This is a genomic window from Bacillus sp. DNRA2 (genome assembly GCF_012843265.1).
In the GTDB taxonomy this organism is placed as follows: domain Bacteria; phylum Bacillota; class Bacilli; order Bacillales; family Cytobacillaceae; genus Bacillus_BU.
This window is the reverse complement of record NZ_JABAIT010000018.1, coordinates 24,787-50,948: the sequence shown is the minus strand read 5'-3', so window position 1 is coordinate 50,948 and position 26,162 is coordinate 24,787. Positions and strand designations below refer to the sequence as shown.

Below are 26,162 nucleotides of genomic sequence, written 5' to 3'. Positions count from 1 at the left end.
ATTTTTTCACTAATGATGATTTTTTTGTATTGTAACTATTTGTCAATAAATTCAACACATTAAACTTCCAATCAAATAATATCCTTAAAACAATACTTGATAATTACTCTAGTATTTATTTTAAGGAAGGTGTTCTCATATGAGTAAGTCGATGATAATAACCTTATTCATCATTTTTGGACTTGTATTTTTAGCAATAATATGCTCGTTATTTGTATTCACCCCTTCCTAACTGCGGATATTGGCAACGGTAGATCATGTCGAAAGTTTTGTTTTGGAATATCAAGCATAATTAAAAACCAGACTCACTGTTTTTTGAGTCTGGTTTTTTGTTTATTTAATTAATTGTTTCTCTTTGCTAGGCTTTAATTCTCTACTTACTTTTATGATTTCACCGATAATGCTAATGGCAATTTCTTGTGCTGTTTCCGAACCAATCTCTAAGCCGATTGGTGAACGGACTTGGTCTAGCTGTACTTGTGTAATACCTTCACTTTTTAATTTTTCAAAAATATTGATAACCTTGCGCTTGCTAGCAACCATCCCAACGTATGCACATGGAAATTGCAGCGCTGTTTTTAAAGCAATATCATCGCGATCCTTTGTAAAAATTGTCACATAGGAGTGTTTATTAAGATTCGCCTCAAGTACCGCTTTACCAATATCCTCATTCACATAAAGGCTGGTCGCGTTCGGGAACCGTTCCTTCGTACAATATCCAGGACGATCATCTACAACACAATAAGGAAATTCCAGAAAATCAGCGAGCTGCGCCATCGCGAGTCCAAGATGTCCGGCTCCTACAAGTACGAGTTCAGGTCTTGGTGTATAGACTTCAATAAACACCCGTAATGTTCCTCCACAATTCATGTGAATTCCGTCTTTTGCATGTTTATTCAATTTATATTCGACGATTTTTGATTTCCCAGCTTGGATGGATTTCACCCCCTCTGAGATAATGTAGTGTTCAGCCAATCCGCCCCCGACTGTCCCCTCAATCGCACCATCGGGATATATGATCATTTTTCCAATATGCCGAGGCGTAGAGCCTTTTGACTCAATAATTGTCGCAAGGGCAAAGGTTTCATTTTCGCGGTTGAGTTGGGCAACTTTTTCCGTTATTAACATGTTTCTCCTCCCTCCTTTTCGGATAAGGATTGTTAGATAATTCCTCCTAGGGATTCGTCCCTATCGTGCTTAGGTAGTATTGCAACAAATTAAGTGCAACTTTTTTTCTGTATACCGCTGTGGAGCGCTGGTCATCGATAGGCTTAATCACTTTAGAAAAATCAGACAATATCCCAGTAATGTCTTTATCAGTTAAAGGAACATGTTTTCCAATCAACTTTTTCTCAATATCAACAGAGCGAACCATTGTAGGTCCAACTGCTCCAAAGGCAATACGCATTTCAGTAATTTGCCCCTTGTTGATTTGGGCTAATCCTGCAAAAGAAACCTTGGCGATGGCATCTGCGTTTCGATTACCCACTTTCTCGAACATCACATAAGTACTATCCTCAAATATTATCGGAAGAATTATTTCAACCAATATTTCATTTTGTAATCGCTGAATCCTTCGTGGTCCTTGGATAAAATCACAAATTGCAACGACTCGGTCGCCATTTACAGAACGCAACAGGAGCTTTGCATTGTATATATACAGTAAAGGTAGAGTGTCACCAGCCGGAGATGCATTACATATATTTCCTCCTAACGTCCCTCTATTTCTAATTGCCGGGGCAGCAATCATCTTAATGGCTTCCTTTAATGGTGATGGTATTAGCGAATTTGTAAGCAAATCACTGTAAGTACAACATGCGCCAATATGCAGATCTTTATCTTTTTGATAAACTAGCTTGAGTTCCGTTAGGTGATCAATGAACATAAGTGGTTTGGATATCTTCGGAGGTGCTCCTCTTCTATTTTTGTATTGAACCATCACATCAGTTCCACCTGCTATGATCATACAGTCCTCGATATTTAATTGATAAAGAGTTTTGTCTAATCGGTCGAATCGATAAGCAATTATTTTTTCTGCCATAATCCATCACCTTTTTGCGCAGCCAGATTAATTGCATCAACAATCATGTTATATCCTGTGCACCTACACAAATTTCCGGAAATGCCTTCACGGATTTCAGTCTCTGAGGGTTTTGGGTTGTTTGATAACAAAGCTGCACTCGCCATAATCATTCCCGGAATGCAATAGCCACATTGTACGCCTCCCGCAACGGAATAGCTCTCATCTAAAACTTTAAACTGCTCAGTATCAATCAGTCCTTCAATCGTTTGAACATCCGCTCCAACTATTGAACCTATTGGAATCAAACAGCTGTTTTGGAGAAGGTTATTTACAAAAACACTACAAGCTCCGCACTCACCTTCACCACAGCCCTCCTTTGTACCAATTAATTCAAACTCATCTCGTAATACATCTAGTAGTCTCATAGTTGCTGGGGCTTTGGTTTCTACAACCCTTCCATTCAGTGTAAAGTTTATCAACCCTTTCCACCTTCTTTCACCTTAAGACTCTCAATAATTTGTTCAGGTGTAATTGGAATTTGCTGAAAAGATGTTTGTAAAGCATCCTCGATTGCTGCTTGAACTGCGGGTGCACCTCCAATTAAGGTCAATTCACCTGCCCCCTTCGCTCCATATGGCCCATCTGCATATGGGTTATCAAATATCTTGCTTTCGATTGTTACAACATCCATTGAAGTTGGTGGTCCGTAATCGGAAATACTTTTTTGTTGAATTCGTCCCTCTTTTGAAGTCATCTTTTCCAAATAACCGTATGCTAAACCCTGGGCCAAACCACCATCAATTTGTCCCTTCATAATCCGTTCATCAATAACTTTACCAACCTCATAATTGCCGTATACTTTTGCTAATTTGACATTACCAGTTAACGAATCAACTTCCACTTCAACAAAATTCACCCCCCACGAATAAGCGGGGTATGCATCACCAGTAAATGTTTTTTCGTCCCAAGGAATCATTTCTCGATGTACATAATGTTCAAGAACCTCTTGCTCAACACCTGATTGCCATCCAGTTTTCAGCTTTTTTGCCGCCCGTTCAAGTAACTTTCCAACAATCATCGTCGTCCTTGATGCAACCGTAGGACCTGAATCAGGTACTTCTTTAGTATCAGGTTCTGGATATAACACATCATCAAATGGAAGATCGAGTTCTTTAGCAACGATTTTGCTTAAAGTTGTTACGATACCTTGTCCCATATCCGAATTTGAGATTTTCAACGATACTCGGTCATCCTTTGATTTAACTAGTTTCACTGTCGCTTTTATATGATCGCGTTCACCACTACCAGTAAACCCGCAGCCATGGAGAAATAATGAGGCCCCAATTCCTTTTTTATACCGGACACTTTGCTGATTAAATTGTTGAAATTCTTCTTTTTTCTTTTTATAATCTGTTCTTGCAAGGAGGTCTTTTACCATTTCTTCCATTAAAATTGGGTCTCTAAATTTGCCTTTGGTTATCGTGGGGTCACCTTGTTTGACGAGGTATTTTCGCTTAAATTCAAGTGGATCAAGGTTGGTCAACTTACTTATGTGCGAGATATGACTTTCAATTCCCGCGAAGCTTTGTGGTGCACCAAAGCCTCTAAATGCACCATTTGGCACGGTATTGGTTTTTAGCACATATCCTTCAGCATGAAAATGAGGAATATTATATACGCCCGCACTGTTTATGAGAGCACGTTGGAGCACAACAGAACTTAATCCTACATTTGCACCACCATCAAGGTAAATCAAAACATTCATACTTAAGATATTTCCAGCCTTATCAAGGGCAGTTCGATATTTGAGTTTTGCTGGATGCCGTTTCGTTGTGACCAGCATATCCTCTGATCGATCAAACACGAGCATCACTGACTTCTTCACAGCCTTTGCAGCAACAGCAACGTGACAAGCCATCATCGATGGATAATCTTCTTTGCCTCCAAATCCTCCGCCGGTAGGGCTTTGAACAACCCGAACCTCTTCATCCTTACAATTTAAAGCATTTAACAGGGCGTTCTTTATATAATACAGACATTGCATTGAACCTTGGACAACGATTTCATCATCTTTATAAACAGCAAGCATTCCCTGTGGCTCAAGATAAACATGCTCTTGATATCCTGTTATAAATTCTTCTTCTATTATTCGGTTTGCTCCCTGCTCTATTTGAGCAATTACGTCTAATTCTTCACCAAATTTATAGTTCGCCATTACGACCTGTGATTTATCGATTTGGTTTATTGCTTCATCCAAAGTATAGATTGCTGGATGCTCCTCAAAATCTACTTTGATTTCAATTAACAAACGATACAGTACTTGCAACTCTTTACCAACGAGCATGAGAATCGGTTCTCCAATATAATTGACCCATTCGTTAGCAAAAATTGGCTGATCTTCGTTGATTATTTTGACATAATTCGGACCAGGAATATTCTCTGCACCGACCACCTCATACCCTTCAGGAAAATTTGGTAATTGAATCGAAATGATTTTTCCATAAGCAATCGGAGAACGATACAATACGCCATAAACCATATTTTCTACTTTTATATCACTGATATAAGTAAGCTGCCCCGATACTTTACCTTTATGATCTTTTTTCGGCACTGAGGTGCTTATGTCTTTGGGATTCATTACATCAACACCCTTCGACTCAATTTTTAAAATAAACAAAACCTTTTCCTACGATTTTATAAATGAGTTTGATGTTTTATGATTTTTTTTATAAAAAAAGCTTAATTCACTATTGTTACAGTCGAATTAAGCTTTGCTCAAATTTTTTCATGCAATGATTGTTGATAATACTTCAACGCCTTTTGATAATCCTCGGGTGTGTCAATATCCATTATTACTCCAGGATCATTAACTGCGAAATAGTTTCTTTTATATTGGTTAAGAACCTCGCGCAAGTTATTTTCAGAATTGGATTCAAGAACTTGCTTCTTAACTTTACTCGATAATTTAATCGGATGACCTCCTTTAAAAGTAAAACTAGGTATGATAACGTCTCCGGATTGTTTTGCTAAATACTTGACTGTTTCTTTGTTAACGAGTGAACAATCTCCTGGTGTCAGAAAGAAGTTTGGAGATTTTATTTCTCTACAACCAGCTTTGATTGAACTGAACATGCCCTGCTTAAAATCTTTATTGAAAACTAAATCAATTCGATAAGTGTAATGAGCTTTAGCGATCACTTTTACAATTTCCGCTTCAATGATTTCTGGTTTATATCCAATGACGATAATTACCCTGCTGCATACTCCTTCAAATTTAGATATGGTATGCTCCAATACAGTCTTTTCCCCTATTGGTAATGTCATTTTATATGCATTGGCGCGGCTAGAATAACCAGCAGCCAAGATGATTGCCTCCATTTGAATACCTCCATAACAGCGTTCCTCCGCTTTTCTTAATAGAATACTATTAATCAAAATCGATTTGATGACATTAAAAATACACCCCAACGACTGTTAGGGTGCACTTAATATCGTAGCTGATGTAATGAATTGAAACTACGATAGGTAAATCACACGAAAAATGTAGCTCCAATGCAACCCATTGAGACTACTTTTGGCTAAGTTTCTTGAAAAATGTAGCTCCAATGCAACCCCTTGAAGTGCTAATAACTCAGTGATCACTTTTTAATGGGGTATCATTAAGTCGAAGTATCCATTCCCGATAACCAAAACCCCGTTAAAGTCCATTTTGTTAACAAAGTTAAGATATACAGACTATAATTTCACGAGTAAATGTTCCCTTTTTTACAATCGCTCTGTCTACAACCGTTAAGCCTGCTGCCGGCAAGATTTCATCGATAGATTCAACGGTCACGATAACCACTCTGTTTGCAATACCTTGTGCGCTTTGGAGCATTTCAAGCTGCTCTTCTGGAGTAATAACGGAGCATAAATTATATGGTAAATCAATGATAGCAACATCATATTTCTTGTCAATATCCCGGATATCAGCTAATTTCACTTCACTCTTGTATCCAAAATGGGCAATATTTTCTCTCGTTCCTTTTAGTATCAACGGGTTTCTTTCACTGCCAACGATATCGATTCCCATCGAAAGCGCCTCAACAAGGACGGTACCAATTCCACAGCATGGATCGATTGCCTTCACTCCAATTGTATTTGGTATTGCAATATTCACAACAGCCCTTGCAACACGCGTATTTAGCGCGGTTGAGTAGCTGTGTGGCTTTTGTTGATGATGAAACCAAACGGATTCACTTTTTTCATATTTACCAAAAAGCCACCTTCCCTCAATGTTTATGACTCCGAATAGTAGCTGTGGATTTTGTAAGTTTGCAACGCCACTTAGTCGTAAGCCAATTTCTTTTTCAATGTTACGGCGCTTATCTGCTCCTTCTTTTATTCCAAAACCTCCTCGTTTTACGTATTTCACCTTGAAAGATTCTCTAAACGGAGGTAGTGATTCCACTTTTTTTAGTAATTCTTCCAAACATGATGCATCTACGATAATTTCAATTCTTTCTTTTATAAACGGGCTTCTGCTCGGTTCAATTTTTTTCGGACTTTCAATTACTCCCGCTTGAGAATCCTCTCCAAACAACGAGCGCATCTCCAGTGCTACCAAATCCCGCTCATCTTGATAACTTGCATAAGTGTATAGATAGTTCATGGTTTTTTCCTTACTTGTATTCAACTATATTTCATCCTCTTTACTTATTCATTATCTTTAATTGACCTATCGCTTATCTTAACGTAGATTGACAAAACTTGCTAAAAAAATGTTGTATTTGCTTGATTTTTATAAGAAATTGACGACAAAATTTTAATCTAATTGTAAAGGAAATATTAAGATAAGCTTGAATTATATATATACAGGGATCGCACCCTGACTCTTTTCGGAAAGGTAGTGATAGTATGAGAGTATTTTTGCTACATCGAAAGGTTCCTAGTCTAACTAAAAGTGTGAAAGAGATTGATGCACGGGAGCTCATCCGGAAAGTTCTTACACGAGTTAAAATCATGACCTTGTTCAGTATGACAGAGAAAGTGAGAAGCGCAACGAGAAAGCTGGCAATACAAGGTAGGTTAACAATCAAACAAGCAAGTAACCTCACTCACATGATCCGAATCCATTTGGAGGAAGTGAAGGGAAAAGTTAGAGTCCTTTCCCCCGAAGCAAAACTATTTATTGGCCCAGGTGATTAATATATAACTCTAATTCAGAGAGGAGGGGTACATGTAACAGTCAAGTTTGATTTATCATTTTGAAAACTTCATAAATAAAATCCTCAATCTGCAGCCGGCTTCTGCAGTGAATCAGCGCTCCTTTGGATCCAAGGAGCGCTGATTTATTGAGTCTATTATTTCTAAACTTGGTTCTTTTCTACAAAAAACATTGAAATCGCCCCTAACCCAACATGAGTTCCAACTGAGACTCCCATTTGCATAATATGAATGTCACCTGAAAAATCTGTTTCACATTCAATTTTTGCTTTTAATGTTTCGGCAACAGTGCGATCTGACGTATACCCAATTATTACAAAATTGGTAACCCCTTGATCAACGCGCTTAACAAATTCTTCAACATAATGTTTTAATACTCTATTCCGACCTCTTTCCTTTGCAACGATGGCCCCTTTTCCATTTTTCATGGTCATAATCGGTTTGAGCATAAGTACCTTTCCAATAAAGGCACTAGCGTTTGTTAGTCTACCACTTTTGATTAAATGGTTTAAATCATCTACTGATAAAAAATGTTTAACCTTAGTTTTATATTGCTCGTTAAATTGGATGATTTCCTCAAACGATGCTCCCTGTTCACGTAGCATCGCACTTTTTAAAACTAACCAACCACTTCCATGACTCATCGATTTTGAATCAACTATATATATTTTTACAGATGAGTGTGGGTTCTCTTCGTAATAATAAGTTTTCGCAAGTTCTGCTGATTGATATGCTCCACTCGTTCCACTCGACATGCAGATACATAATATTTCCTTGTAACCATCGTGTACTGCTTTGTTGAAGATATTTATATATTCCGCCGGACTCGGCATACCAGTTGTTGGAAACTCAGCTAATCCTTTCATCATTTGATAGAATTCATCAGGTTCAATTTCAAAACGGTCTTTGTAAATTCTACCCTCGATATTTATCGTCAATGGCGCTATGCTTATATTATATTGATTCAAGATTTGCGTTGATAAGTCACATGTAGAATCAGCTAAAATTTTGATCATTCAATTCCTCCATTTAGTACATCTTTTTGCCTATACCTATCCCATCTTAATACAGATGATACCTAGATTACTGTGAGCTTTTCTACATATTTAGTAAAATAAGAACTAATTACATGGACAAATCTGATTTTACTTTTCTATAATTATTTTTATTTGTTATAAAGAGAAAGAGAGTGTGTGTACATGATTTTTTCAGGAAATGATTGGGTTGAATTAGTGAAAGAGGAATTTACTAAGCCATATTATCAACAATTACAAGAAACTTTGAAGAACGAATATTGTTCATACGAAATTTATCCAGATCAGAATGATATTTTTAATGCATTGAATCTTACTCCTTTTAAACATACAAAAGTGGTGATTATTGGTCAGGATCCCTACCATGGTCGAGGTCAGGCGCATGGACTGAGCTTTTCGGTTAAACCTGGGGTGAGGATTCCTCCGTCTTTGAGAAATATTTATAAGGAACTCCAAACCGACATCGGATGCAAAATACCCAATCATGGTTATTTAGTTGAATGGGCAAAGCAAGGAGTTTTGCTACTCAACGCGGTGTTAACGGTCCGGGCTGGACAAGCAAATTCACACAAGGCACTTGGTTGGGAGAATTTCACTAACAAAATAATCGAATCCCTGAATCATCGTGAACAACCAGTTGTCTTTATCCTTTGGGGGAATTTTGCCTATAAAAAAGAAAATTTGATTACACGACAGCATCATTTAATTATCAAGTCAGCACATCCAAGTCCATTATCGGCGAATAAAGGCTTCTTTGGCAGCAAACCATTTTCTCGTACAAATGCATTTTTGCGAGAGAATGGATGCAGAGAAATTGATTGGCAAATTTCGGACATTTAATAGTGATTGAATAGCCCTCCTTTCTATTGGTGGGTCTTCTTATTTCTAGCTCAAGTTATATGTATTTTTTGATTTGCATTTACCTGGAGGGTTTTTTCTAGTTCTAGGTAATTGGATTTTCGATTTGCATTTACCTGGAGTGCTTTTTCTGGCTCTTGGTAAATGTATGTTATTTACAATCATTTAACACACTTCGGCGTATCAGCCAAATTTTCATTTAAAAGAATCATTGACATCTAATTAAATTCATTTTAATGTTAAATTTTAATAGAAAAATCATTTACTTGGTGATTACACGAATGAAAGAATTAGTTATTACACAACCCAAAAAGAAAATATCTATTAATCTTAATTTCTTAAAACATGACATCGTTTTTACTATTTCCTTGATTTTGGCACTGTCAAGCTGTGTTGTCCAAACACCGAAACTCGAATATATTAACCTTGAAGTCATGGTCAGTTTATTTAATCTAATGATTGCAATTAAGGCCCTCGAGGAACTACTGGTGTTGGACAAATTCGCCATTTCGATTTTATCGAAAAGCAAACATAGCAGAACAGTATCAGCCATCCTAATTTTTCTAAGCTTCATCAGCTCAATGTTTGTAACAAACGATGTAGCATTACTTACATTTGTACCGTTAACGCTCATTATCAGTAAAAAAACCAATATCAATATGATGGAGACAGTGATTCTGCAAACGATTGCCGCAAATATCGGAAGCAGTATCACCCCGATGGGAAATCCACAGAATCTCTACATTTTTTCGCATTATAAACTGGAGGCAACGACGTTTTTTTCAGCTGTTCTTCTCATCGGCTTAATTGGGTTGATTTTGCTGCTCTTTTCGATAAAAAGACTACCAAACAGAGATTTAAAGTTAAACCTACCTTCAGTCAAATTAACTAGTCGACGAGATACGATTATTTGGGGTATTGTCCTATCTTTTGTCATTGCTTCGATATTTGGTTTAGTTAGCCAATTACTGGCCTTATTGGCGACATTATTAGTAGCAGTTTTCGTAAATCGCAGTCTTTTAATCAAAATTGACTACATATTATTAATTACTTTCGTCTGCTTCTTTATTTTCATCGGAAATGTAGCCAATCTTGATGCTGTACATTCGTTTGCAAGCGGGTATTTAACGAATAGGACTTCGGTTTATTTTAGTTCAATATTCTTGAGTCAGTTCATCAGCAATGTTCCTGCTTCCATCCTTCTTTCAAACTTTACTGGAGATTGGCAAGCTTTAATGGTCGGGGTGAATATCGGAGGACTCGGAACGCTTGTCGCTTCATTAGCAAGTGTGATTTCCTATAAACAATACATCCTAGCCCACCCAAATCAGAGCAAGGCATACCTCGTAAAATTTAGTCTATATAATTTTTCCTTTCTGTTTTTGTTAATACTGTTTCAATTCTTTATTTTATCCTTATAAAATCAAACGGACACCGCTCATCAGCTGTGTCCGTTTTTTAACAAGAGCTTCCCCCTGCAAAAGTTGCCACATCACTTCCTTGTTCAATATCAGATTTGTTGAAAATTAAAAGCGAATATTATTTTATAATGATTGACAAAAACCCATAAAGTCGATTAGTATAGTAGGAAATAAAACATAATACTCTTATCTAGAGAGGTCGAGGGACTGGCCCTATGAAGCCTCAGCAACCATAACACTTTATGATGGTGCTAATTCCAGCAAAACGATGGCTTTTGATCGATAAGAGAAGGTGACTTTATACAAGAACCATTCTCTTTTGGGAGATTATGTAAGTGAGAAAGGGGCATGTATAAGATGAGTCAAGACAACACAATTTTAGAGGTAAATGATTATTTAGATTTATTTTTATATGCAAAGAGCATCAGAGATCAAGCCTGGCAAGAAGAAATCCTAACAAAACTAAAAAATTATGATCAAAAAAAAATTGACCAAAAGAAAGCCGTCCATCACCTTTGGACCGAATTCAGACAATTAAATAACTTACTCCTTGAGCTTTATGATGAATTAAAACAAAATTCAAACAGCTATATAGAGGAGAAAATCATGGAATTAAAAACTAGACGGATTGAAATTTCCCGACAGCTACAAAGTAAAATGAACCCTTCCATTTCATCATTTTAAGACAAAAGAGGAAAGCCTGATTAAAGGCCTTCCTCTTATCTAATTAGCAGCATTTTTCTTTCATGCTTACCATCATGTTCATCATTTCTGTCATCATTTCATCGCACATTTGCATTTTTTTCATCATGTCATCCATTGTCATATTCATATCCATGTCCATGTCCATATTTTCCATTTGTTCCATCATCATTCTCATACAATTCATTTCACACATCATTTTTTCCATAGACGACATCATCATCATTTTCATACACATGTTTTCCATCTTACATTCCTCCAGCTTAATTATTTAGTGATAAATGAAGATTATCGGCCAAAATCTTCATTGCCTTAATTACTTGAGGTAGTTAGATTTATGTATATCTTGTTAGATTAGGATTGAAAATTCCAGCCCAATTGACATGTCAAATTGTCTTATTTATCATAGTCCCAATATATCCCGATATTTAAAATCTTTCAACAAAACAAATGGAATTTATATGAAAAAATGGTAAATTTAACAATTGCTTTCACACTTTAGACAATTTTATCCATTCAACAAAACAAAGAACATTTGTTCAAATCAAATTCAAAATTCTCTCAATCCGATTAATATTTTCCAAAAATTCATGAAAATCTTCATACACATATTCTTGTGAGTGTGCTGTGTTGTTTCGCAGTTCCTCAACGACCCTGAAAAACCGCCCAACATCTGTCTTTGAAGTAAAACCCAACATCGCTAATAGATCTGGTGTTTTTTTAATAATTGTGCCTTTATCAGACAACTGCAGGCATTCAATCAGTGCTAAGCCCTCGTTTTTCTCTTTCCTCGTTTCATGTACTTCTCTAACTTTTGCAATCCTTCCTTCACTCAAGCAACTTTTCCATTGTTCATCAGAATAGGTTCGCTTGATTAATTGCGCCAATTCCATTTCTAGTAGCGAAATTAAACCAAAAACCAACATCCTAATTGGTTGTTTTTGCAAATCAGCAACGGTTATTAATTTTTTTACTTGATTTTTTTCTAAAATAAAAACAGGATACTGTTCCTTTAAAATATGTAATATTTCAAGCAACGAGGTTGATTCCGACACAAGGTCAGCCATAGTGAAGTTGTGGACCTGATTGGAAATAGCAGCATCACTAAGCTCCTCTTTGACTATATAGCCTATCAACTTCCCATTGGACTCCACACCGAAATAATCAAAATCAAGCTCCTCCATTTTTGTTTTGATGACCGTAGCATCGTCTGTTATCGAACAATATACAATGTCCTCAGCAATTAACGAAACCGATAAATTATCGGAATATATTTGACGCAGTGTACGCAGACTTTTGCTCAGATTATGATTTGGCATTTTATTCAGTCCTTATTGTTTTAGTTTCACATAATATTTAATATATCTTACAAATCAGTAGGTAAGTTGGCAAGAAAAAAGGGCTGTCAATTTTTCGGGACAGCCCTGAGTGGAAGTTAAATAAATATCGATAACCAAAGTATTATTTCGACTTGAATAGACGGATGAAAAACGATTTACCTAACTCAATTGTAAAACTTCAGTAGTAATATTTTGCAAAAATCGACTTGGCTCACCAACGCTATATAGTTGCAAATAGTGCATAGCCCTTGTGCAAGCCGTATAGAACAATCTCCGCAGACTCTCATCACCGTATACTTCATCGGATGCATCGTATATGATAACTGCATCAAATTCGATCCCTTTGGCCAAATAAGCCGGAATGACAACAACACCTTGCTCATATTCAATAGAACTACTTTTCACTAATTTCAACTCTTCTATATGGCTTAAGCCCTCATAGGCGGACTTGCTTTCCGCTGCAGATTTACAGATGATAGCAATCGTATTAAACTGTCGCTCCTTCAATTCGACGACTTTTGAAGTAATTTGCCGGTGTAACTCATCGCGATTGGACAATTTCGTCAACTCCGGCTTTTCACCCCACCGTTCAAAAGCAATAATTTGATTTCCTTGTATTAATAATTCACGTGTGAAATCAGTAATTTGCTTTGTAGAGCGATAACTTCGCGATAATCGAATGATATCTGTTTCTTCTTGGCCGTATAAATTTGTAAGGATATGAAAATCAACCATTTCACTCGCATGGGCAAATATCGCCTGATTGAAGTCTCCAAGCACAGTCAGCTTAGCTGCGGGAAACAAACGCTTCAAAAACTCAAATTGAAATGGTGAATAGTCTTGTGCTTCGTCGATAAGTACGTGTTTAATTGAAGAGTTCATCTGGAACCCTTGAATGAGCTCTTTTAAAAGTAAGAACGGTGTCGCATCCTCGTATAATAGTTTTCCATCATCAAGCATTTTCACAGTTAACAGACAAATATCGTTCCATTCTTTTGGTATATTTCGTTTCATCAACAGGTTAATTTTTTCTTGATCTGTGAATAACTGTTTATAGATCCCCGTAAAATCAATAAAATCTAAAGAATGAATCCACTTCCGAAGTGGTTTCATTTTTTTGCGAACAATCATCTGGCTAAGCAGTTTATTCTCCTTTTCATAATCATCAAAAGAATCTTCCGAAAAACCATGCTTTTCTATTAGTTGATTGTATACCTTTTGATATTCATCTTTGCTTAACAATTCGATTTCTTCCTGTACCCATTGTTTTTTTCGTTCAAGCTTTTCAGTTTCTTTGATTATTTTCTCCAACCACTCTTTCAGACTTTCAATTCTATTATGAAAGCGAAGTGAAGTATCGAATTGATAAAACCGTTCTTTAATCTGTTTTGCTGTGACAAGTGGTTTTCCTCGGAATTTTTTTCCTTTAAATACCATCCCAGATTCTTCTAGTGCTTGTCGATATGCCATAATAGTCTCAAAAAAGTCTATCGATGCTTTGTAATTGATACTGGATGCTCTTGACAGATAAGACGGTTCATTAGTTGATGCAGTTAATACAAATTCTAATTGTTCATAAGAATTTTCAAGCTTAAATGCACCGCCCAAGTGATGGTCTAAGTATTCTTGAAAGGTAACTTGCTCCATATTCTCCTCACCAAGTTCAGGTAACACCCTTGATACATAATTATTAAACATAGCATTTGGTGAAAAAAGGATGATTTGATCAGCTTTTAGCCAATCCCGATACTTGTATAGAAGGTAAGCGATCCGTTGAAGCGCTGCCGATGTCTTTCCACTTCCAGCAGCACCTTGGACAATCAAAAGACGCCCTTGGTCATGGCGGATTATTTTGTTTTGCTCCTGTTGAATGGATACCACGATGTTGTGCATATGTTTATCAGTACCATTACCAAGTACTTTCTGTAAAATCTCGTCACCGATCGTAACATTCGTATCAAACATCGATTCGATTTTGCCATCATGGATAATGTATTGCCATTTGTTTTTCAATTCGCCGTAGATTACACCCCCAGGTGTTGTATAACTTGCAGGTCCTGGCGGATAGTCATAATACACGCTCGAAATCGGAGCTCTCCAGTCGTAAATTAAGAAATTCTCACCGCTTTTATCTGTAAGTGTTGAAATACCGATATAGATATTGTCTGTTACAGATTCCCCTTCTTCATGAAAGTCAATTCGACCGAAAAATGGAGTTTCATACATTCTTCGCAAGGCGGTTAATCGATTATAGGAGTGCCTGTGCGTACTTTGATTTACAGACAGTGCTTGAGCTTGTTGTCTAAGGCCAATGATCGTTTCCAGATAATCATCAAACGTATCTAAGTTTACCTTAACTTCATCCCAAAAATGCTTTCGAATATTAACAACTTCATTTCGAAGTTTGCCAGTGTCATTTTCGAGCTTACTTATTTGCTCGGTGATGGTTTCAATTACATTTTCTAGTCTTTCTTGCTCTTTTATTAGTTCATTACTCATCCACAGCACTCCTCAAAAAAATTTGATATTAGAGTTGACTTTTTTGTTCAATTGTAGTAAAATTATAATTGGGATAGTTTATTTATAATAATAATAAACCGTTTCTATATTACTTTATCATACATATTCTCTTCTTTCAATTGATCTCAATATTTATTTTTATACATCTTTAATATATGATTCATTACTGTAACTAGTTTTGCTAACTGGTTATTTTTTATTTTGATGTAAAAAATAAAAAACACGACATTCAATAAATGAATGTCGTGAGTAATAAAATCTATTTTCCCGAACGTTTGTTGAAATCCTGTTCTATATCTTCTTTCCAGCTTCGATCGATTTTCTTACCACTTCTAAACTTCATGACCACTTCATTAACAGCTTCATAGTTTAATTGAGTCCCAATGTTATCAGCGTGGTAATTAACCGCAAAATCTTCATCAATTCCAAAATGAGCAGCAGTTGTGACAGCATCAATATTCGCGCCTAAGAAAATAAACTCCCAGCCAAAATTCTGTTTTTGATGCTCAACCATACCCTTCACTTTTTCAGCTGTAAATTCACGGCTCGCATTTTCCATTCCATCGGTTGTGATGACAAATAACACCTTTTTGGCACGTTCTGCGTCATTCGTTCTTTTTTGCACATTTACTATTTTTTGAATCGTAAAACCAATGGCGTCCAATAATGCCGTTGTGCCACCAACTTCATATTCTTTATCAGTTATTGGAGAAATACCCCTAACATTGATGCGATCGTGCAACAATTCATAATCATGATTGAATAATACCGTAGTAACAATAGCCTCTCCATCAGCATTTTGCTGCTTTTTCAGCATAGAGTTGTAGCCACCAATTGTGTCGGCTTCAAGTCCTGCCATCGAACCACTTCTGTCTAAAATAAATATTAACTCAGTTAAATTCTCTTTCATTTTTAGCATCCTCCGTTCTTTATGAACTAAGGATAACAAAATGTCGAAATCAATTGGTCGCTTTAGAAGCGACATTTAAGCGCCTAATAATATTTGGTCAAATGCAAATAATGCTTCATTAATTTCATAAATGTTGTAGTTAGCTTCTTGAATGAAGTATTTTATTATGACATCAAATTTACTGCTATGCGACAAGGTATATCCTGCCGTTCCTAGCAAATCAATCGTTTCATCCAAGTTTAATTGTAAAGCAATTGCAAACGCAATCGCTGTTTTCTTTTTTGGTGAATAATTTACATCATTGCGGATTTTAGAAAATAAGCGCCGATCAATATTGGCCCGATGATAAGTCTCAGCATCCGTCATTCCCTTTTCATCAATTAGACGAAGTAGCCTCTCGGAAAATGTTTCATCTAACTGGTTAACTAAATCAGTCAAATTCCTTTTCTTCGGAGCATGCTCCATTTGTTCCAAAACATCAAGTACAATAAGCTCTTCTTTGTACACCGGTTCCGCCAGATAATGTTCTTCGATTCTATTTCGATTTAAGCTAAGTGTTTCAGCTTTTTCAACATAGTGTTCATCGATAAATTGATGAATGGTAGAAAATAATTTCTTACTGAACCAAAACGCTTTCTTGTCAAACACCACTAGGTAGACGAGCATATCATTAGTTTGCAAGAAAGAACTTATAGTATTAACCGCAATTTGTAGCGCTTCTTCTTTTGGATAACCGTATATCCCTGCTGAGATCAACGGAAAGGCAATGGAATCACAACGATGCTGCCGCGCAAGATTCAAAGCATTTTCGTATGATGCCTTTAAAAGGTTTGCCTCACCCTTTGAACCACCATGCCAAATTGGACCTGGCGTCGAGATAACATATTTTGCCGGAAGCTTGAAACCTTCGGTAATGACTGCTTGTCCAATCGCACAGCCACCTATCTTATCACAAGCTACTTGCAACTCTTTGGCACCTGCAGCATGAAAAATTGCGCCACAAACTCCACCACCCATTTTCAAAGCAGGATTTGCAGCGTTCACAATCGCATCAACATGCATCTTTGTAATATCATTCCGAACAATTTCAAATGGCATGCTCAGACAACTCCTTCTTACTTGACCAAGGAGGTAATCCCCCTTAGTTTTTGTTCACAAAATCAGACCTTTCTTTTGATACGTGGTTCCTCGCAAATTGTTTATCTTTATACCATTGGAAAACCCAAATAGAAATGGAGAGCCAGAAGCCGCTCGCCATATAACCTGCAATGATATCGCTTGGATAATGAACTCCTAAATAAACCCGACTTATCCCAATTGTAAATATAAACAAGCCACTAAGGAGAATCAAAACCGTCCGTCCAATGCGGGTCGGGATATGTCGCCACAATATAAATGCAACAATCCCATAAAACGCCATCGCATTCATGGCATGACCACTCGGAAAACTGTACCCTCCAATTTCAATAAGACGATGAAAATCCGGGCGGACACGTTGGAAAAACTCTTTTAAAATCCGATTAATTATAGGAGTACCAATCATTACCAAAAAGACTAAAATGAATTCAGAACGACTTCTTGTGCGCAAATGTAAAAGCAACAAGACTATCATCGATAGAACTATAACCGATTCAGTATTTCCTATCATCGTAAAAAATTTCATAATTGGAGTCAGAACTGGATGTTCTAGCCCTTGAATAACTGATATGAGATAACTGTCAAACATAAGAATCTCATGCCTACTTATTGCAATAGCCATCACAATAAAACCGATAAGACAACCTACAGTAAGTATGAAGGCTCCAAACAAACGTACTTTTAAATTCATTATAAATATCCCTTCCTCTTTCCAAAAAAAGCCAATAAATCACTCGTTCATTTTACCTTAAATGATATAAAGGAAGCAATATTTTTACTGTCGTACCTACGCCCTCTTCGCTTTCTATGACCATTTTTCCTTCATGATCTTCGATAATGTTAAGACTAGTCATAAGGCCAAGTCCAGTACCCTTTTCTTTCGTAGAATAAAAGGGCTCACCTATTTTCGCGAGTCTCTCTTTGGAAATCCCACATCCATTATCTTGAATTTTAATACAAGCATACTCATCTACTTTATTCAAATTAATAATCACAGTGCCATTCTCCTCTAAGGATTCCATCGCGTTTCGTAACACATTAAGGAGAACTTGCTTTAGCGAATTTTCATCTCCGGTAATTTTCAGCATTTTATCCATTTGGACAATCAGTTGTTTATTTTCCAATAACGCTTCCGTTTGAATCAGGCTCACGACATGCGTGATGAGCTGGTCTATATTGAGTTCAATCATTTTTCGATTAACCGGTTTAGCCAAAGCCAAAAACTCAGTAATAATACCCTCAATCCGCTTAATTTCACTAAGAATAATCTCGATAAAATACGGATCATACTCTCTTTTATCAGAAAGTAACGAAATAAATCCTTTAATCGGAGTTAGCGGATTCCGAATTTCATGAGCAACTGCAGCAGCCATTCGCCCGACAATTGCTAACCTTTCAGATTTATTTAGAAGCTCATACGTCTCCATTCTTTGTTGGATGTCCCGTGAAACTGAAATAATTTCCGTTAATTCTCCTGTTTCTTCATCAAAGACGCCTTTAATATTGGATTCTACCCAAATGTATGTACCATCTGCTTTTTTGACGCGATATGAAAATAGGGGTGCTGTATCATTTCCCGCAATTAATTGATGATGATGCTCATTCACTCCATCCATATCTTCTGGATGGATATAATTATATGGAGAAGTAGAACCGATTAGTGCAGCTGTATCGTATCCTAAAATACTGGTAAAAGAAGGTGAGATGTATTGGTATACGCCATGTAGATCATGGAGCATAATCATGTCTGAGGAATTTTCCGCCAATAAACGATACACTTTTTCACTATTTTTCAAGGATTGGAGCATCGAATGCTTTTCTGTTATATCAATTACTTGGGCGAACATATATTGTTCTTTAGTTTCTGGATCAGTAATGCGAGAAACGTTTAAAGTACCATGTATAATGGCTCCAGATTTATGATAATAACGTTTCTCAAGCTGATAATATTGTCTTTCTCCACGAATTAACTCTTTCATTAATAGAAGATTAATTTCATAATCCTCAGGATGGGAAATATCCTTGATAGACATCCCACTCCATTCTTCCTTTGAATATCCAACAAAATTGTAAAATGCCTTATTCCCAATCGATGTCATGGTATCCAACGCAATAAGCATTTGCGGGACATGAGATTGTTCAAAAACTTCTCTAAATAGATCAGAACGGACCATTGATAGCCTCCTACTAACGCAAACCGTCTTTATCAACTAACTTGCTAAATCGAAAATTAGTATTTCTGAAAAATTATGAGATTACCAATCTTTTACTTTGAATCTCATATAACTTATTTTAACAGACTTAATATTTTTGAAAATCTATATTTTGGTATATTTTATTAAAAAAAGCAATAAAAAAAAGCACCATCACTCTATGTGGCGCTTTTGTTAATGTTATCATAAAATGATTTATTTTTTGGGGATTTCACAACCATCAGCATCACAGAACGCTTCATCCTGATTGTTCAATTTGGTGATTTCATCCTCAGTAATTATTTTATGCAATGCTTGGACAAACATTTCAGTTGGTTGTGCACCAGTAATCGCATATTTGTTGTTAATTAGGTAAAACGGTACACCCGTAACGCCATATTGTTTGGCGGTTTGTTCATCAGAACGAACTATAGCGGTCATTTCATCACTAGCGAGAACCTTTTCAACAGCATCCCGATTTAATCCTACTTCTACCGCCAATTCAGACAACGTTTCATGATCACCAATATGTTTAGATTCAATGAAATAAGCTCGAAGAATCCTTTCAGTCATCTCATTCATTAATCCCTGCGTTTTTGCATACATCGTTAGTCGATGAGCATCAAAAGTATTCGTTAAAACGAGCGTATCCATTTGATAATCCAAGCCTACTTCATTCGCCATTTGGACCATTCTTTGGTTATTAGCCTTCGCTTGTTCAACGGTCATGCCATATTTTTTAGCAATCACTTCATGAATGTTTTCCTTTATTTCTGTTCCAATTGTCGGGTCAAGCTCGAAGCATCTGTATGTTACTTCGATTGGATGGTCAATTTGTTTGATAGCGTCCTCCAGACGCCTTTTGCCAATATAGCAAAATGGTCAAGCAAAGTCGGTCCACATTTCAATATGCATATTTATCACCTCAGGTAGTTATTCTAGTATAGTATAGAGGCTTCACCGCAAATTTACACGTGATTTGACTTGTAAACTTCTATCCAAGGCGCCTTTTAAAGTTTACCCCAAAAACCCCAACTGAAGAAATCATGATAAAATGGACTAAACCATTATTATTTAGATGAATTAGGAGAATGATTTGAATGACTGAATTAAAAGATTGGAAAAATGGTGCACACGGGCGTAAGTTCATTTCTTCATTTAGCGGTGGAAAAGATAGTGTCCTAGCTTTGTATAAAGCTTCAAAAGTTGGAGAAGCCATTGGATTGATTGTGATGATGGAGGAAGAGGGCAAGCGTTCAAGATCTCATGGAATGCCACCAGAACTGATTCGCGCACAAGCAGAATCAATTGGATTACCGCTTTATTCTGCTGCCGCAAGTTGGGAAGACTACGAAAAAGTGTTTATTCAGCTATTAGAAATCGCAAAAAACGAGGGTGCCGAAGTATTAGTGAATGGTGATTTAGATATGCCAGAACATGGCTGTTGGCATGAAAAAGTTACAAATCATGTTGGATTGAAGCTAGGCATGCCATTATGGAAAATGGATCATCGCAAAACCGCCGAAGAGTTTATTGATTTAGGTTTTGAAACAATGATTGTCACAGTCAATTTATCTTTAGGAATGGTTAAAGAAGATTTGGGTCGCACTTTAACACATGAATACATAAAAGAACTAGTAGCTCGCGGGATTGACCCTTGCGGAGAAGGCGGCGAATTTCATACTACGGTAGTCGATGGACCCATTTTTAAACATCGAATTCCGGTTCAAAAATGTGAAATTGTGAGCGATGGTGAATATGCATTTTTGCCATTGGAACTAAAGAACTAATACAGGCTGCGGATTATTTAATAAAATTTTTGAAAAATCCAACCGTCTAGTGAAACAGCTACTTCAATAGCACGATTTGAATCATTATAAATCGTGCTATTGACTATGCTCAATATTTCTTTGCTCCAATGTTCAGGAATTTGTTTCACCTAGAACTTGAATTGGTTCATTTTCGGTTTTAAGGAATTCTACTGCTTCTTGATCCCCGAATTCTTTTTCCACCCATTGCCTGAACATCTGATAATCATTTTTAACTTGTTCCTTATAGGATTGAGAAACTAAAACTAATTGAGTTTTGAACGCATCAAAATCCTCTCCTATCGCGTTTAAAATTTCTGCTTCGCTATGATAGGAAAACAAATCTGATTGATAGTCTACATCAGCACGGGCATGTATTTTCGCGGTAAGTTTACCCATTATTTCAAGCGTAGAATCAATATCTTTCAATTGCTCCAATTGGCTAGCCTTGATTTTCTTCTTGTATGGTGATCGTTCTCGAACATAAAAGTGACGGTCATTGATTGTCAAAAAACCCAAATGTGGATCTTCTAGGTGATGCATCGCCTTTTGTGTGGCAACAACCCGTTCACCTTGATGTTCGTATTTTTCCCAAAAAGCCTTCTGAAATGGAAGAAAATAGGCTGGAATTGGCGTGCGAACCTCTTTAACCTCAAGAACTAAATCGTCTAGTCCATTCGCATCCTTTCCACCCTCAATTAATAGATAATATCGCTCAAGTCCAATCGAGGCAGTACCAGCGCCATGTTTTTTGGCAATATCTTTAATCGTATAATACTTTAAATCTCTTTTGTCTTCCGCATCCAAAGAACGATAGTAGTCAGCTATGCAAGATTCAATCACGTTTCTCTCTGCTTCACTTATAGGTTGAATCTCATCCGACCAAGCAAAAACTCGTTTATTATCTTCATTAATATAAGTAATATCCTTTAAAAGGTGACTACCCTGTCTTTTTTGCAGTTTTTTTAAGGTTTTCTTTACCGGACCAGTAGTATTTTTCGATGTAAATGAGAAGGAAAAAGGGTTGTCTTTTAACTTCTTAAATCTTTTCAACTGGCGATAATATGAATCGAGGTATTGGATAACTCTCTCTCTTTGTTCTTCATCAGTCAAAGACATTTCATCACAAAACAAAGCAATACTGACCGACATGCGCAACACATCATATAAATACGAACCGATATAGCCCTCATCAAAATCATTTACATCGAAAACAATTTCTCCCTGTTCGTTCTGGAAGGCTCCAAAATTCTCCATGTGCAAATCACCTTGTATCCAAGTAGGCTTATCATCTGGTGTATGATACGGGAAAGGTACTATTGACATGTCATAATAAAATAAATAAGCGCTGCCTCTGAAAAATCGAAATGGACTTTCCAGCATTTTTTGGTATTTTTCAAATCTTTTATTTTGATTAAGATTCATGCATTGTTCATCAAACTCATTTAATATTGTTTCAATCAACTGCATCCGAAGTGTTTTTCTAGTATTTTTCACCCGTTCTAACATGATGGATCCCATCTTAATCTCCCCCTACCTTTGTATACTCCTTGTTCATTAATAAATAGTATATTTTTCCAACTCACCTTAACTCTATCATAACTTCATCAATTTTGCAGGGATGCTTTTCTTAGGAATTACATTAATTAATTTGGTAGGAAGCATATTCTCACCATTATAAAATAGCAAAGCGCCAACCCAACGAATGGATAGGCGCTACTGGTTATTTTTCAAAAAAATCACTTATGCAAACGCTAAACGTAATAAAGCAAATTCAACAATTATTCCAACGATTATCCAAGTAACAGCCGGCTTGATGATGGGTGTTAACTCACCATGACTATTTATATGTTGTTTATATGGTTTTGTAAGGATTACTAAGTATAAATAATAATATAGTAAACAAGCGAATTTATATCCGTAACGCACCACTTGTGCCTTTATGAGAAGCGCCCCACTGAATACAAGATGAAACATCCAATATTTTGACAGCAATAGGATGATTCCTACCGCAATAATAGAATAACTATATTTTTTCGGAATATTAAACCAATTTGCATTTTTTGTTCCTAAAACCATTATCGGTATCACACCACCAATAAATGCGATAAAAAAGAAATGGTAAATATTGTAAGTCTTCATTTCGCTTATTTGCTGTTCTACGGTTAACTGAACAGAATGACTCGTTTCGTTCATCTAGCTGCCCCTTCCTACATCTTTATTAACCTTATCGTGCCACGAAACTGAATTTTAATCGATATATTTATTTTGAAAATATAGTGACAACACTTTAAATTCTAAACAAACAAAAACGACACCCAGCTAAAAAGGTCAGTGTCGTTTTGTTTTAAAAATCCTGAATAATTCATTGCTTGTTATTTATATTGGATTCCTTAAAATTTGTATTTCTATTTGGTTCGCCCTTGACACCAGTTGTTCTGGCCAGCAATTCTTTCACTTCATTATAAGAAAGTCCAGATTGTGCATTTAATCGTTTTACTTCATCAATATTTGTTCCTACGACAGTATATTGGTCATTATTTTGATTAACACTTCCATTCATCACAAGAACCTCCACTATTACGTTTTGACTATCATTTACTATATACGGAGATTTTATGTAATGAATTATAGTTTCCAAACTCGCAACACATAGCCACCACAGCCACATTGATCGATAAATTTCCATTCGATTGTATTACCAAAGATTGATATCAATGGCTCCGATAAAAATAAGTCTGGTTGACCAAAACCTTCTGGTGTAACTAGATTTACATAGCAACCAGACGCCGTCTTTTCTACCGCCCCAAGAGCCTCCTTAATGACTAATTCGAGGTTGCCTTCATATTCATCATGCTCTAGTGAAATGGACCAATTTTTTTGTTTCATGACAATCCTCCCATTCGTATAGTTATCATTGTAATACGAAGTGAGAGTTTAATTATTGATTTGAGTCACACTCTTACTTTTTTTCAGCTTCATGACGTTTTTTCTTTTCCTTCCATTGATCAAATGTCATTCTACTTCGAGCAGTGTCGTTAAGGTACTGAATGTATTCGGAAGTCAATACAAAAAACATTTCAACCACCTCCATTGACTTATCACTAATGTATGCGCTTTCAAAGATATTGTTGACAAACTCAAGCAGGTAGTTTTTGCAGTAAATAAATATAAACGGCATTTTTCGCAAAGAATGTTGCTTTTTAGCGTTCTAGGTATAGCCCATCTAACAAGATTAGTATAGCCACAGGATAAATTTATTCCTCGGTTTCTAGCGGACACAGAATACCTTATTTGCAGTAAAATCCTTCATTAAAAAGGTTTGTGGACATTAGGTACCTTATTTTGCCAAAATCTTGAAAGTTAGACAGTGATTTGGGCAAATAGAGGATTCAATGTCCGCTTCCATCTCGAAAATACCATTATTAGCACAAATAAAGGATTGGATGTCCGCTAAGTATTGTTTCCAACCACGCAACATTATTTTAGAAAAGAGCAGTAAAAAAGACTGCCGACAGAAGTCGACAGCCAAATCATGAGTGCCAATGCAAATTAAAAAATTAAAACTTAGTATGATAGTTTTCGATTTCCCAAGAAGAAATAGCTGTACGATAGCTATCCCATTCTGACTTTTTCAATGCAACATATTCTGTGAAAACATGTTCACCAAGCGTATTAGAACCGATTTCTCCCGCTTCTAATTCTTTTACTGCTTCTTCTAAGCTTCCAGGAAGATTTTCAATTCCTTTGAATGCTCTTTCTTCCGCATTCATATGGAAGATATCTTCATTGACTGGAGCTGGAGCTTCAAGTTCTTTTACGATTCCATCTAAACCAGCAGAAGCAATCACAGCGAATGTTAAGTAAGGGTTAGCCGCTGGATCTGGGCATCGTAGTTCGACACGAGTCGCAAGACCTTTTTTGGCAGGAATTCGGATTAATGCTGAACGGTTAGAAGCTGACCAAGCAAGGTAAACCGGAGCTTCGTAGCCAGGCACTAAACGCTTATAAGAGTTTACTAGTGGGTTTGTGACTGCAACAAAACTCTTAACGTTCTCTAACACCCCAGCGATAAATTGATAAGCTTCTTTAGATAATTGTAATTCATCAGACGGATCGAAAAATGCGTTTTCGTCACCTTTGAAGAAAGACATATTTACGTGCATACCAGAACCGTTAATACCAAATACAGGCTTTGGCATAAAAGTAGCATGCATACCGAATTTCTTTGCAATCGTTTTAACAACCCATTTATAAGTAGTTGAACGGTCAGCGGCAGTTAAAGCATCTGCATACTTAAAGTTAATTTCATGTTGACCTTCAGCAACCTCGTGGTGTGATGCTTCGATTGTAAAGCCCATTGCTTTTAATGCACGGTAGATTTCTAAACGAACACGTTCACCTAAGTCATGTGGAGATGGCTCGAAATAACCTGCTTTATCTGTAAGTTCTTGTGTTGCATAACCATTGTCATCATTTTTGAATAAGAAGAATTCTAATTCTGGTCCAACTGAAATCGAATAGCCTTGATCAGCTACGCGGTCAACTGTTTTCTTAAGGACGTTTCTAGTGTCTCCTTCAAAAAGAGAACCATCTGGATTTGTCACCGAACAAAGGAAACGAGCTTCTGAATATCCAGGTTCTTCTGTCCAAGGAAGAACTGCAAACGTGCTAAGATCTGGCTGAAGGTAAAGGTCCGATTTGTTAATTGGCGAGAAACCTGTAATAGACGAACCATCGAACATCATCTTACCTTCTACAACATCTTCTAATTGTTCAACCGTAACGGTTACATGTTTTAAAATTCCCTCAAGGTCAACGAATTGCAAGTGTAAAAGTTCAACGTTTTTTTGTTTAATAGTTTCTGAAATTTGCGCTAAAATTTCTGTAGCATTTGAAATAACCGTATTGTTCATGTTATATAACCTCACATATCCACGTATAATAAATCTAACATCTGTTTTTCATTATATTTAAATCTACATAGTTTGACAACATTTTTTTTAATATTT

The 26,162-nt window shown here is 36.5% G+C and carries 25 protein-coding genes and 1 riboswitch; of the genes, 5 read left to right on the top strand and 20 right to left on the bottom strand.

The genetic code is table 11. The features are described 5' to 3' along the window. Positions 1-333: 333 nt before the first annotated feature. The 6 genes from HHO41_RS15325 to HHO41_RS15300 all read right to left on the bottom strand — a co-directional run bounded on the left by HHO41_RS15325 (position 334) and on the right by HHO41_RS15300 (position 6,698). On the bottom strand, positions 334-1,128 hold the full coding sequence (locus HHO41_RS15325) for an XdhC family protein (RefSeq protein WP_169100178.1): 795 nt from the start codon (positions 1,126-1,128) through the stop codon (positions 334-336). Positions 1,129-1,174: 46 nt separating this feature from the next. Continuing rightward, positions 1,175-2,041 carry an FAD binding domain-containing protein gene (locus HHO41_RS15320; protein ID WP_169100176.1) on the bottom strand — a complete coding sequence of 289 codons (867 nt, stop codon included), beginning with the start codon at positions 2,039-2,041 and terminating at the stop codon, positions 1,175-1,177. Further along, positions 2,026-2,502 (bottom strand): (2Fe-2S)-binding protein, encoded by a 477-nt coding sequence (locus tag HHO41_RS15315; protein ID WP_169100174.1) that lies wholly within the window; start codon positions 2,500-2,502, stop codon positions 2,026-2,028. Before HHO41_RS15315 ends, HHO41_RS15320 begins: the two co-directional genes overlap by 16 nt. After that, positions 2,499-4,661 carry a xanthine dehydrogenase family protein molybdopterin-binding subunit gene (locus HHO41_RS15310; RefSeq protein ID WP_169100172.1) on the bottom strand — a complete coding sequence of 721 codons (2,163 nt, stop codon included), beginning with the start codon at positions 4,659-4,661 and terminating at the stop codon, positions 2,499-2,501. The genes HHO41_RS15315 and HHO41_RS15310 overlap by 4 nt, the downstream gene beginning before the upstream one ends. Positions 4,662-4,798: 137 nt before the next feature. Further along, positions 4,799-5,401, bottom strand: coding sequence for a nucleotidyltransferase family protein (locus HHO41_RS15305; RefSeq protein WP_169100170.1), 603 nt, complete (start codon positions 5,399-5,401; stop codon positions 4,799-4,801). A 343-nt stretch (positions 5,402-5,744) separates the two neighbouring features. After that, the gene (locus HHO41_RS15300; protein ID WP_248278487.1) at positions 5,745-6,698 is read right to left on the bottom strand and encodes a TRM11 family SAM-dependent methyltransferase; all 954 of its coding nucleotides are present in this window, start codon (positions 6,696-6,698) and stop codon (positions 5,745-5,747) included. A gap of 221 nt (positions 6,699-6,919) precedes the next feature. Between HHO41_RS15300 and HHO41_RS15295 the strand changes: the two genes are divergently transcribed. Then, positions 6,920-7,210: a hypothetical protein gene (locus HHO41_RS15295; protein WP_169100168.1), complete on the top strand. Its 291-nt coding sequence runs from the start codon at positions 6,920-6,922 to the stop codon at positions 7,208-7,210. A 161-nt stretch (positions 7,211-7,371) separates the two neighbouring features. Here HHO41_RS15295 and HHO41_RS15290 read toward each other — a convergent pair whose 3' ends face one another. Next, positions 7,372-8,244, bottom strand: a complete 873-nt coding sequence (locus HHO41_RS15290) for a DegV family protein (RefSeq protein ID WP_169100166.1) — start codon at positions 8,242-8,244, stop codon at positions 7,372-7,374. A 183-nt stretch (positions 8,245-8,427) separates the two neighbouring features. On the opposite strand from HHO41_RS15290, the gene HHO41_RS15285 reads away from it, so the two are divergent. From HHO41_RS15285 to HHO41_RS15275, 3 genes are all read left to right on the top strand, one after another. After that, positions 8,428-9,102, top strand: a complete 675-nt coding sequence (locus HHO41_RS15285) for a uracil-DNA glycosylase (RefSeq protein ID WP_169100164.1) — start codon at positions 8,428-8,430, stop codon at positions 9,100-9,102. Positions 9,103-9,401: 299 nt separating this feature from the next. Beyond that, positions 9,402-10,541 carry an SLC13 family permease gene (locus tag HHO41_RS15280; protein ID WP_169100162.1) on the top strand — a complete coding sequence of 380 codons (1,140 nt, stop codon included), beginning with the start codon at positions 9,402-9,404 and terminating at the stop codon, positions 10,539-10,541. Between the two features lie 183 nt (positions 10,542-10,724). Next, positions 10,725-10,830: riboswitch (SAM riboswitch) on the top strand. A 68-nt stretch (positions 10,831-10,898) separates the two neighbouring features. Next, positions 10,899-11,225, top strand: a complete 327-nt coding sequence (locus HHO41_RS15275) for a hypothetical protein (RefSeq protein WP_169100160.1) — start codon at positions 10,899-10,901, stop codon at positions 11,223-11,225. Positions 11,226-11,268: 43 nt separating this feature from the next. Here HHO41_RS15275 and HHO41_RS15270 read toward each other — a convergent pair whose 3' ends face one another. The 8 genes from HHO41_RS15270 to HHO41_RS15235 form a co-directional block, all read right to left on the bottom strand. Then, positions 11,269-11,490: a hypothetical protein gene (locus HHO41_RS15270; protein WP_169100158.1), complete on the bottom strand. Its 222-nt coding sequence runs from the start codon at positions 11,488-11,490 to the stop codon at positions 11,269-11,271. Between the two features lie 292 nt (positions 11,491-11,782). Next, entirely contained in the window at positions 11,783-12,562 is a 780-nt protein-coding gene (locus HHO41_RS15265; protein WP_169100156.1) for a hypothetical protein, read from the bottom strand. Positions 12,563-12,742: 180 nt separating this feature from the next. Next, positions 12,743-15,082 (bottom strand): RNA polymerase recycling motor HelD, encoded by a 2,340-nt coding sequence (gene helD / locus HHO41_RS15260; protein ID WP_169100154.1) that lies wholly within the window; start codon positions 15,080-15,082, stop codon positions 12,743-12,745. Positions 15,083-15,362: 280 nt separating this feature from the next. Continuing rightward, the gene (locus HHO41_RS15255) at positions 15,363-16,013 is read right to left on the bottom strand and encodes a vWA domain-containing protein (protein WP_211171179.1); all 651 of its coding nucleotides are present in this window, start codon (positions 16,011-16,013) and stop codon (positions 15,363-15,365) included. A gap of 75 nt (positions 16,014-16,088) precedes the next feature. Next, on the bottom strand, positions 16,089-17,111 hold the full coding sequence (locus tag HHO41_RS15250; protein WP_169100150.1) for a macro domain-containing protein: 1,023 nt from the start codon (positions 17,109-17,111) through the stop codon (positions 16,089-16,091). A gap of 43 nt (positions 17,112-17,154) precedes the next feature. Then, entirely contained in the window at positions 17,155-17,841 is a 687-nt protein-coding gene (locus tag HHO41_RS15245) for a phosphatase PAP2 family protein (protein WP_169100148.1), read from the bottom strand. 52 nt (positions 17,842-17,893) lie between these two features. Continuing rightward, the gene (locus HHO41_RS15240; RefSeq protein WP_169100147.1) at positions 17,894-19,324 is read right to left on the bottom strand and encodes a PAS domain S-box protein; all 1,431 of its coding nucleotides are present in this window, start codon (positions 19,322-19,324) and stop codon (positions 17,894-17,896) included. 234 nt (positions 19,325-19,558) lie between these two features. Next, positions 19,559-20,212 (bottom strand): DsbA family oxidoreductase, encoded by a 654-nt coding sequence (locus tag HHO41_RS15235; protein WP_348981293.1) that lies wholly within the window; start codon positions 20,210-20,212, stop codon positions 19,559-19,561. A gap of 230 nt (positions 20,213-20,442) precedes the next feature. Between HHO41_RS15235 and HHO41_RS15230 the strand changes: the two genes are divergently transcribed. Further along, the gene (locus tag HHO41_RS15230; protein ID WP_169100145.1) at positions 20,443-21,132 is read left to right on the top strand and encodes a Dph6-related ATP pyrophosphatase; all 690 of its coding nucleotides are present in this window, start codon (positions 20,443-20,445) and stop codon (positions 21,130-21,132) included. Between the two features lie 132 nt (positions 21,133-21,264). Here the strand turns inward: HHO41_RS15230 and HHO41_RS15225 are convergent, their stop codons facing one another. The 5 genes from HHO41_RS15225 to glnA all read right to left on the bottom strand — a co-directional run bounded on the left by HHO41_RS15225 (position 21,265) and on the right by glnA (position 26,066). Next, positions 21,265-22,671, bottom strand: a complete 1,407-nt coding sequence (locus tag HHO41_RS15225) for a DUF2252 domain-containing protein (RefSeq protein WP_169100144.1) — start codon at positions 22,669-22,671, stop codon at positions 21,265-21,267. Positions 22,672-22,893: 222 nt separating this feature from the next. Then, a complete protein-coding gene (locus tag HHO41_RS15220) occupies positions 22,894-23,346 on the bottom strand; it encodes a hypothetical protein (RefSeq protein ID WP_169100143.1) in 453 nt (150 codons plus the stop codon). 169 nt (positions 23,347-23,515) lie between these two features. Continuing rightward, complete coding sequence (locus HHO41_RS15215; RefSeq protein ID WP_169100142.1) at positions 23,516-23,713, bottom strand: gamma-type small acid-soluble spore protein; 198 nt, start codon at positions 23,711-23,713, stop codon at positions 23,516-23,518. A 65-nt stretch (positions 23,714-23,778) separates the two neighbouring features. Beyond that, positions 23,779-24,039: a CGCGG family putative rSAM-modified RiPP protein gene (locus HHO41_RS15210; RefSeq protein ID WP_169100141.1), complete on the bottom strand. Its 261-nt coding sequence runs from the start codon at positions 24,037-24,039 to the stop codon at positions 23,779-23,781. Positions 24,040-24,710: 671 nt separating this feature from the next. Beyond that, positions 24,711-26,066 carry a type I glutamate--ammonia ligase gene (gene glnA / locus HHO41_RS15205; RefSeq protein ID WP_169100140.1) on the bottom strand — a complete coding sequence of 452 codons (1,356 nt, stop codon included), beginning with the start codon at positions 26,064-26,066 and terminating at the stop codon, positions 24,711-24,713. Positions 26,067-26,162 lie beyond the last annotated feature (96 nt).

What these genes read in the sequence shown, in the direction of transcription:
- HHO41_RS15320 (WP_169100176.1), bottom strand. Translation starts at nt 2,041, where the DNA reads ATGGCAGAAAAAATAATTGCTTATCGATTCGACCGATTAGACAAAACT.
- HHO41_RS15285 (WP_169100164.1), top strand. Translation starts at nt 8,428, where the DNA reads ATGATTTTTTCAGGAAATGATTGGGTTGAATTAGTGAAAGAGGAATTT.
- HHO41_RS15265 (WP_169100156.1), bottom strand. Translation starts at nt 12,562, where the DNA reads ATGCCAAATCATAATCTGAGCAAAAGTCTGCGTACACTGCGTCAAATA.
- HHO41_RS15245 (WP_169100148.1), bottom strand. Translation starts at nt 17,841, where the DNA reads ATGAATTTAAAAGTACGTTTGTTTGGAGCCTTCATACTTACTGTAGGT.
- HHO41_RS15305 (WP_169100170.1), bottom strand. Translation starts at nt 5,401, where the DNA reads ATGGAGGCAATCATCTTGGCTGCTGGTTATTCTAGCCGCGCCAATGCA.
- glnA (WP_169100140.1), bottom strand. Translation starts at nt 26,066, where the DNA reads ATGAACAATACGGTTATTTCAAATGCTACAGAAATTTTAGCGCAAATT.
- HHO41_RS15325 (WP_169100178.1), bottom strand. Translation starts at nt 1,128, where the DNA reads ATGTTAATAACGGAAAAAGTTGCCCAACTCAACCGCGAAAATGAAACC.
- HHO41_RS15220 (WP_169100143.1), bottom strand. Translation starts at nt 23,346, where the DNA reads ATGAACGAAACGAGTCATTCTGTTCAGTTAACCGTAGAACAGCAAATA.
- HHO41_RS15230 (WP_169100145.1), top strand. Translation starts at nt 20,443, where the DNA reads ATGACTGAATTAAAAGATTGGAAAAATGGTGCACACGGGCGTAAGTTC.
- HHO41_RS15310 (WP_169100172.1), bottom strand. Translation starts at nt 4,661, where the DNA reads ATGAATCCCAAAGACATAAGCACCTCAGTGCCGAAAAAAGATCATAAA.
- helD (WP_169100154.1), bottom strand. Translation starts at nt 15,082, where the DNA reads ATGAGTAATGAACTAATAAAAGAGCAAGAAAGACTAGAAAATGTAATT.
- HHO41_RS15225 (WP_169100144.1), bottom strand. Translation starts at nt 22,671, where the DNA reads ATGGGATCCATCATGTTAGAACGGGTGAAAAATACTAGAAAAACACTT.
- HHO41_RS15270 (WP_169100158.1), bottom strand. Translation starts at nt 11,490, where the DNA reads ATGGAAAACATGTGTATGAAAATGATGATGATGTCGTCTATGGAAAAA.
- HHO41_RS15290 (WP_169100166.1), bottom strand. Translation starts at nt 8,244, where the DNA reads ATGATCAAAATTTTAGCTGATTCTACATGTGACTTATCAACGCAAATC.
- HHO41_RS15250 (WP_169100150.1), bottom strand. Translation starts at nt 17,111, where the DNA reads ATGCCATTTGAAATTGTTCGGAATGATATTACAAAGATGCATGTTGAT.
- HHO41_RS15255 (WP_211171179.1), bottom strand. Translation starts at nt 16,013, where the DNA reads ATGAAAGAGAATTTAACTGAGTTAATATTTATTTTAGACAGAAGTGGT.
- HHO41_RS15280 (WP_169100162.1), top strand. Translation starts at nt 9,402, where the DNA reads ATGAAAGAATTAGTTATTACACAACCCAAAAAGAAAATATCTATTAAT.
- HHO41_RS15275 (WP_169100160.1), top strand. Translation starts at nt 10,899, where the DNA reads ATGAGTCAAGACAACACAATTTTAGAGGTAAATGATTATTTAGATTTA.
- HHO41_RS15295 (WP_169100168.1), top strand. Translation starts at nt 6,920, where the DNA reads ATGAGAGTATTTTTGCTACATCGAAAGGTTCCTAGTCTAACTAAAAGT.
- HHO41_RS15240 (WP_169100147.1), bottom strand. Translation starts at nt 19,324, where the DNA reads ATGGTCCGTTCTGATCTATTTAGAGAAGTTTTTGAACAATCTCATGTC.
- HHO41_RS15210 (WP_169100141.1), bottom strand. Translation starts at nt 24,039, where the DNA reads ATGAAACAAAAAAATTGGTCCATTTCACTAGAGCATGATGAATATGAA.
- HHO41_RS15215 (WP_169100142.1), bottom strand. Translation starts at nt 23,713, where the DNA reads ATGAATGGAAGTGTTAATCAAAATAATGACCAATATACTGTCGTAGGA.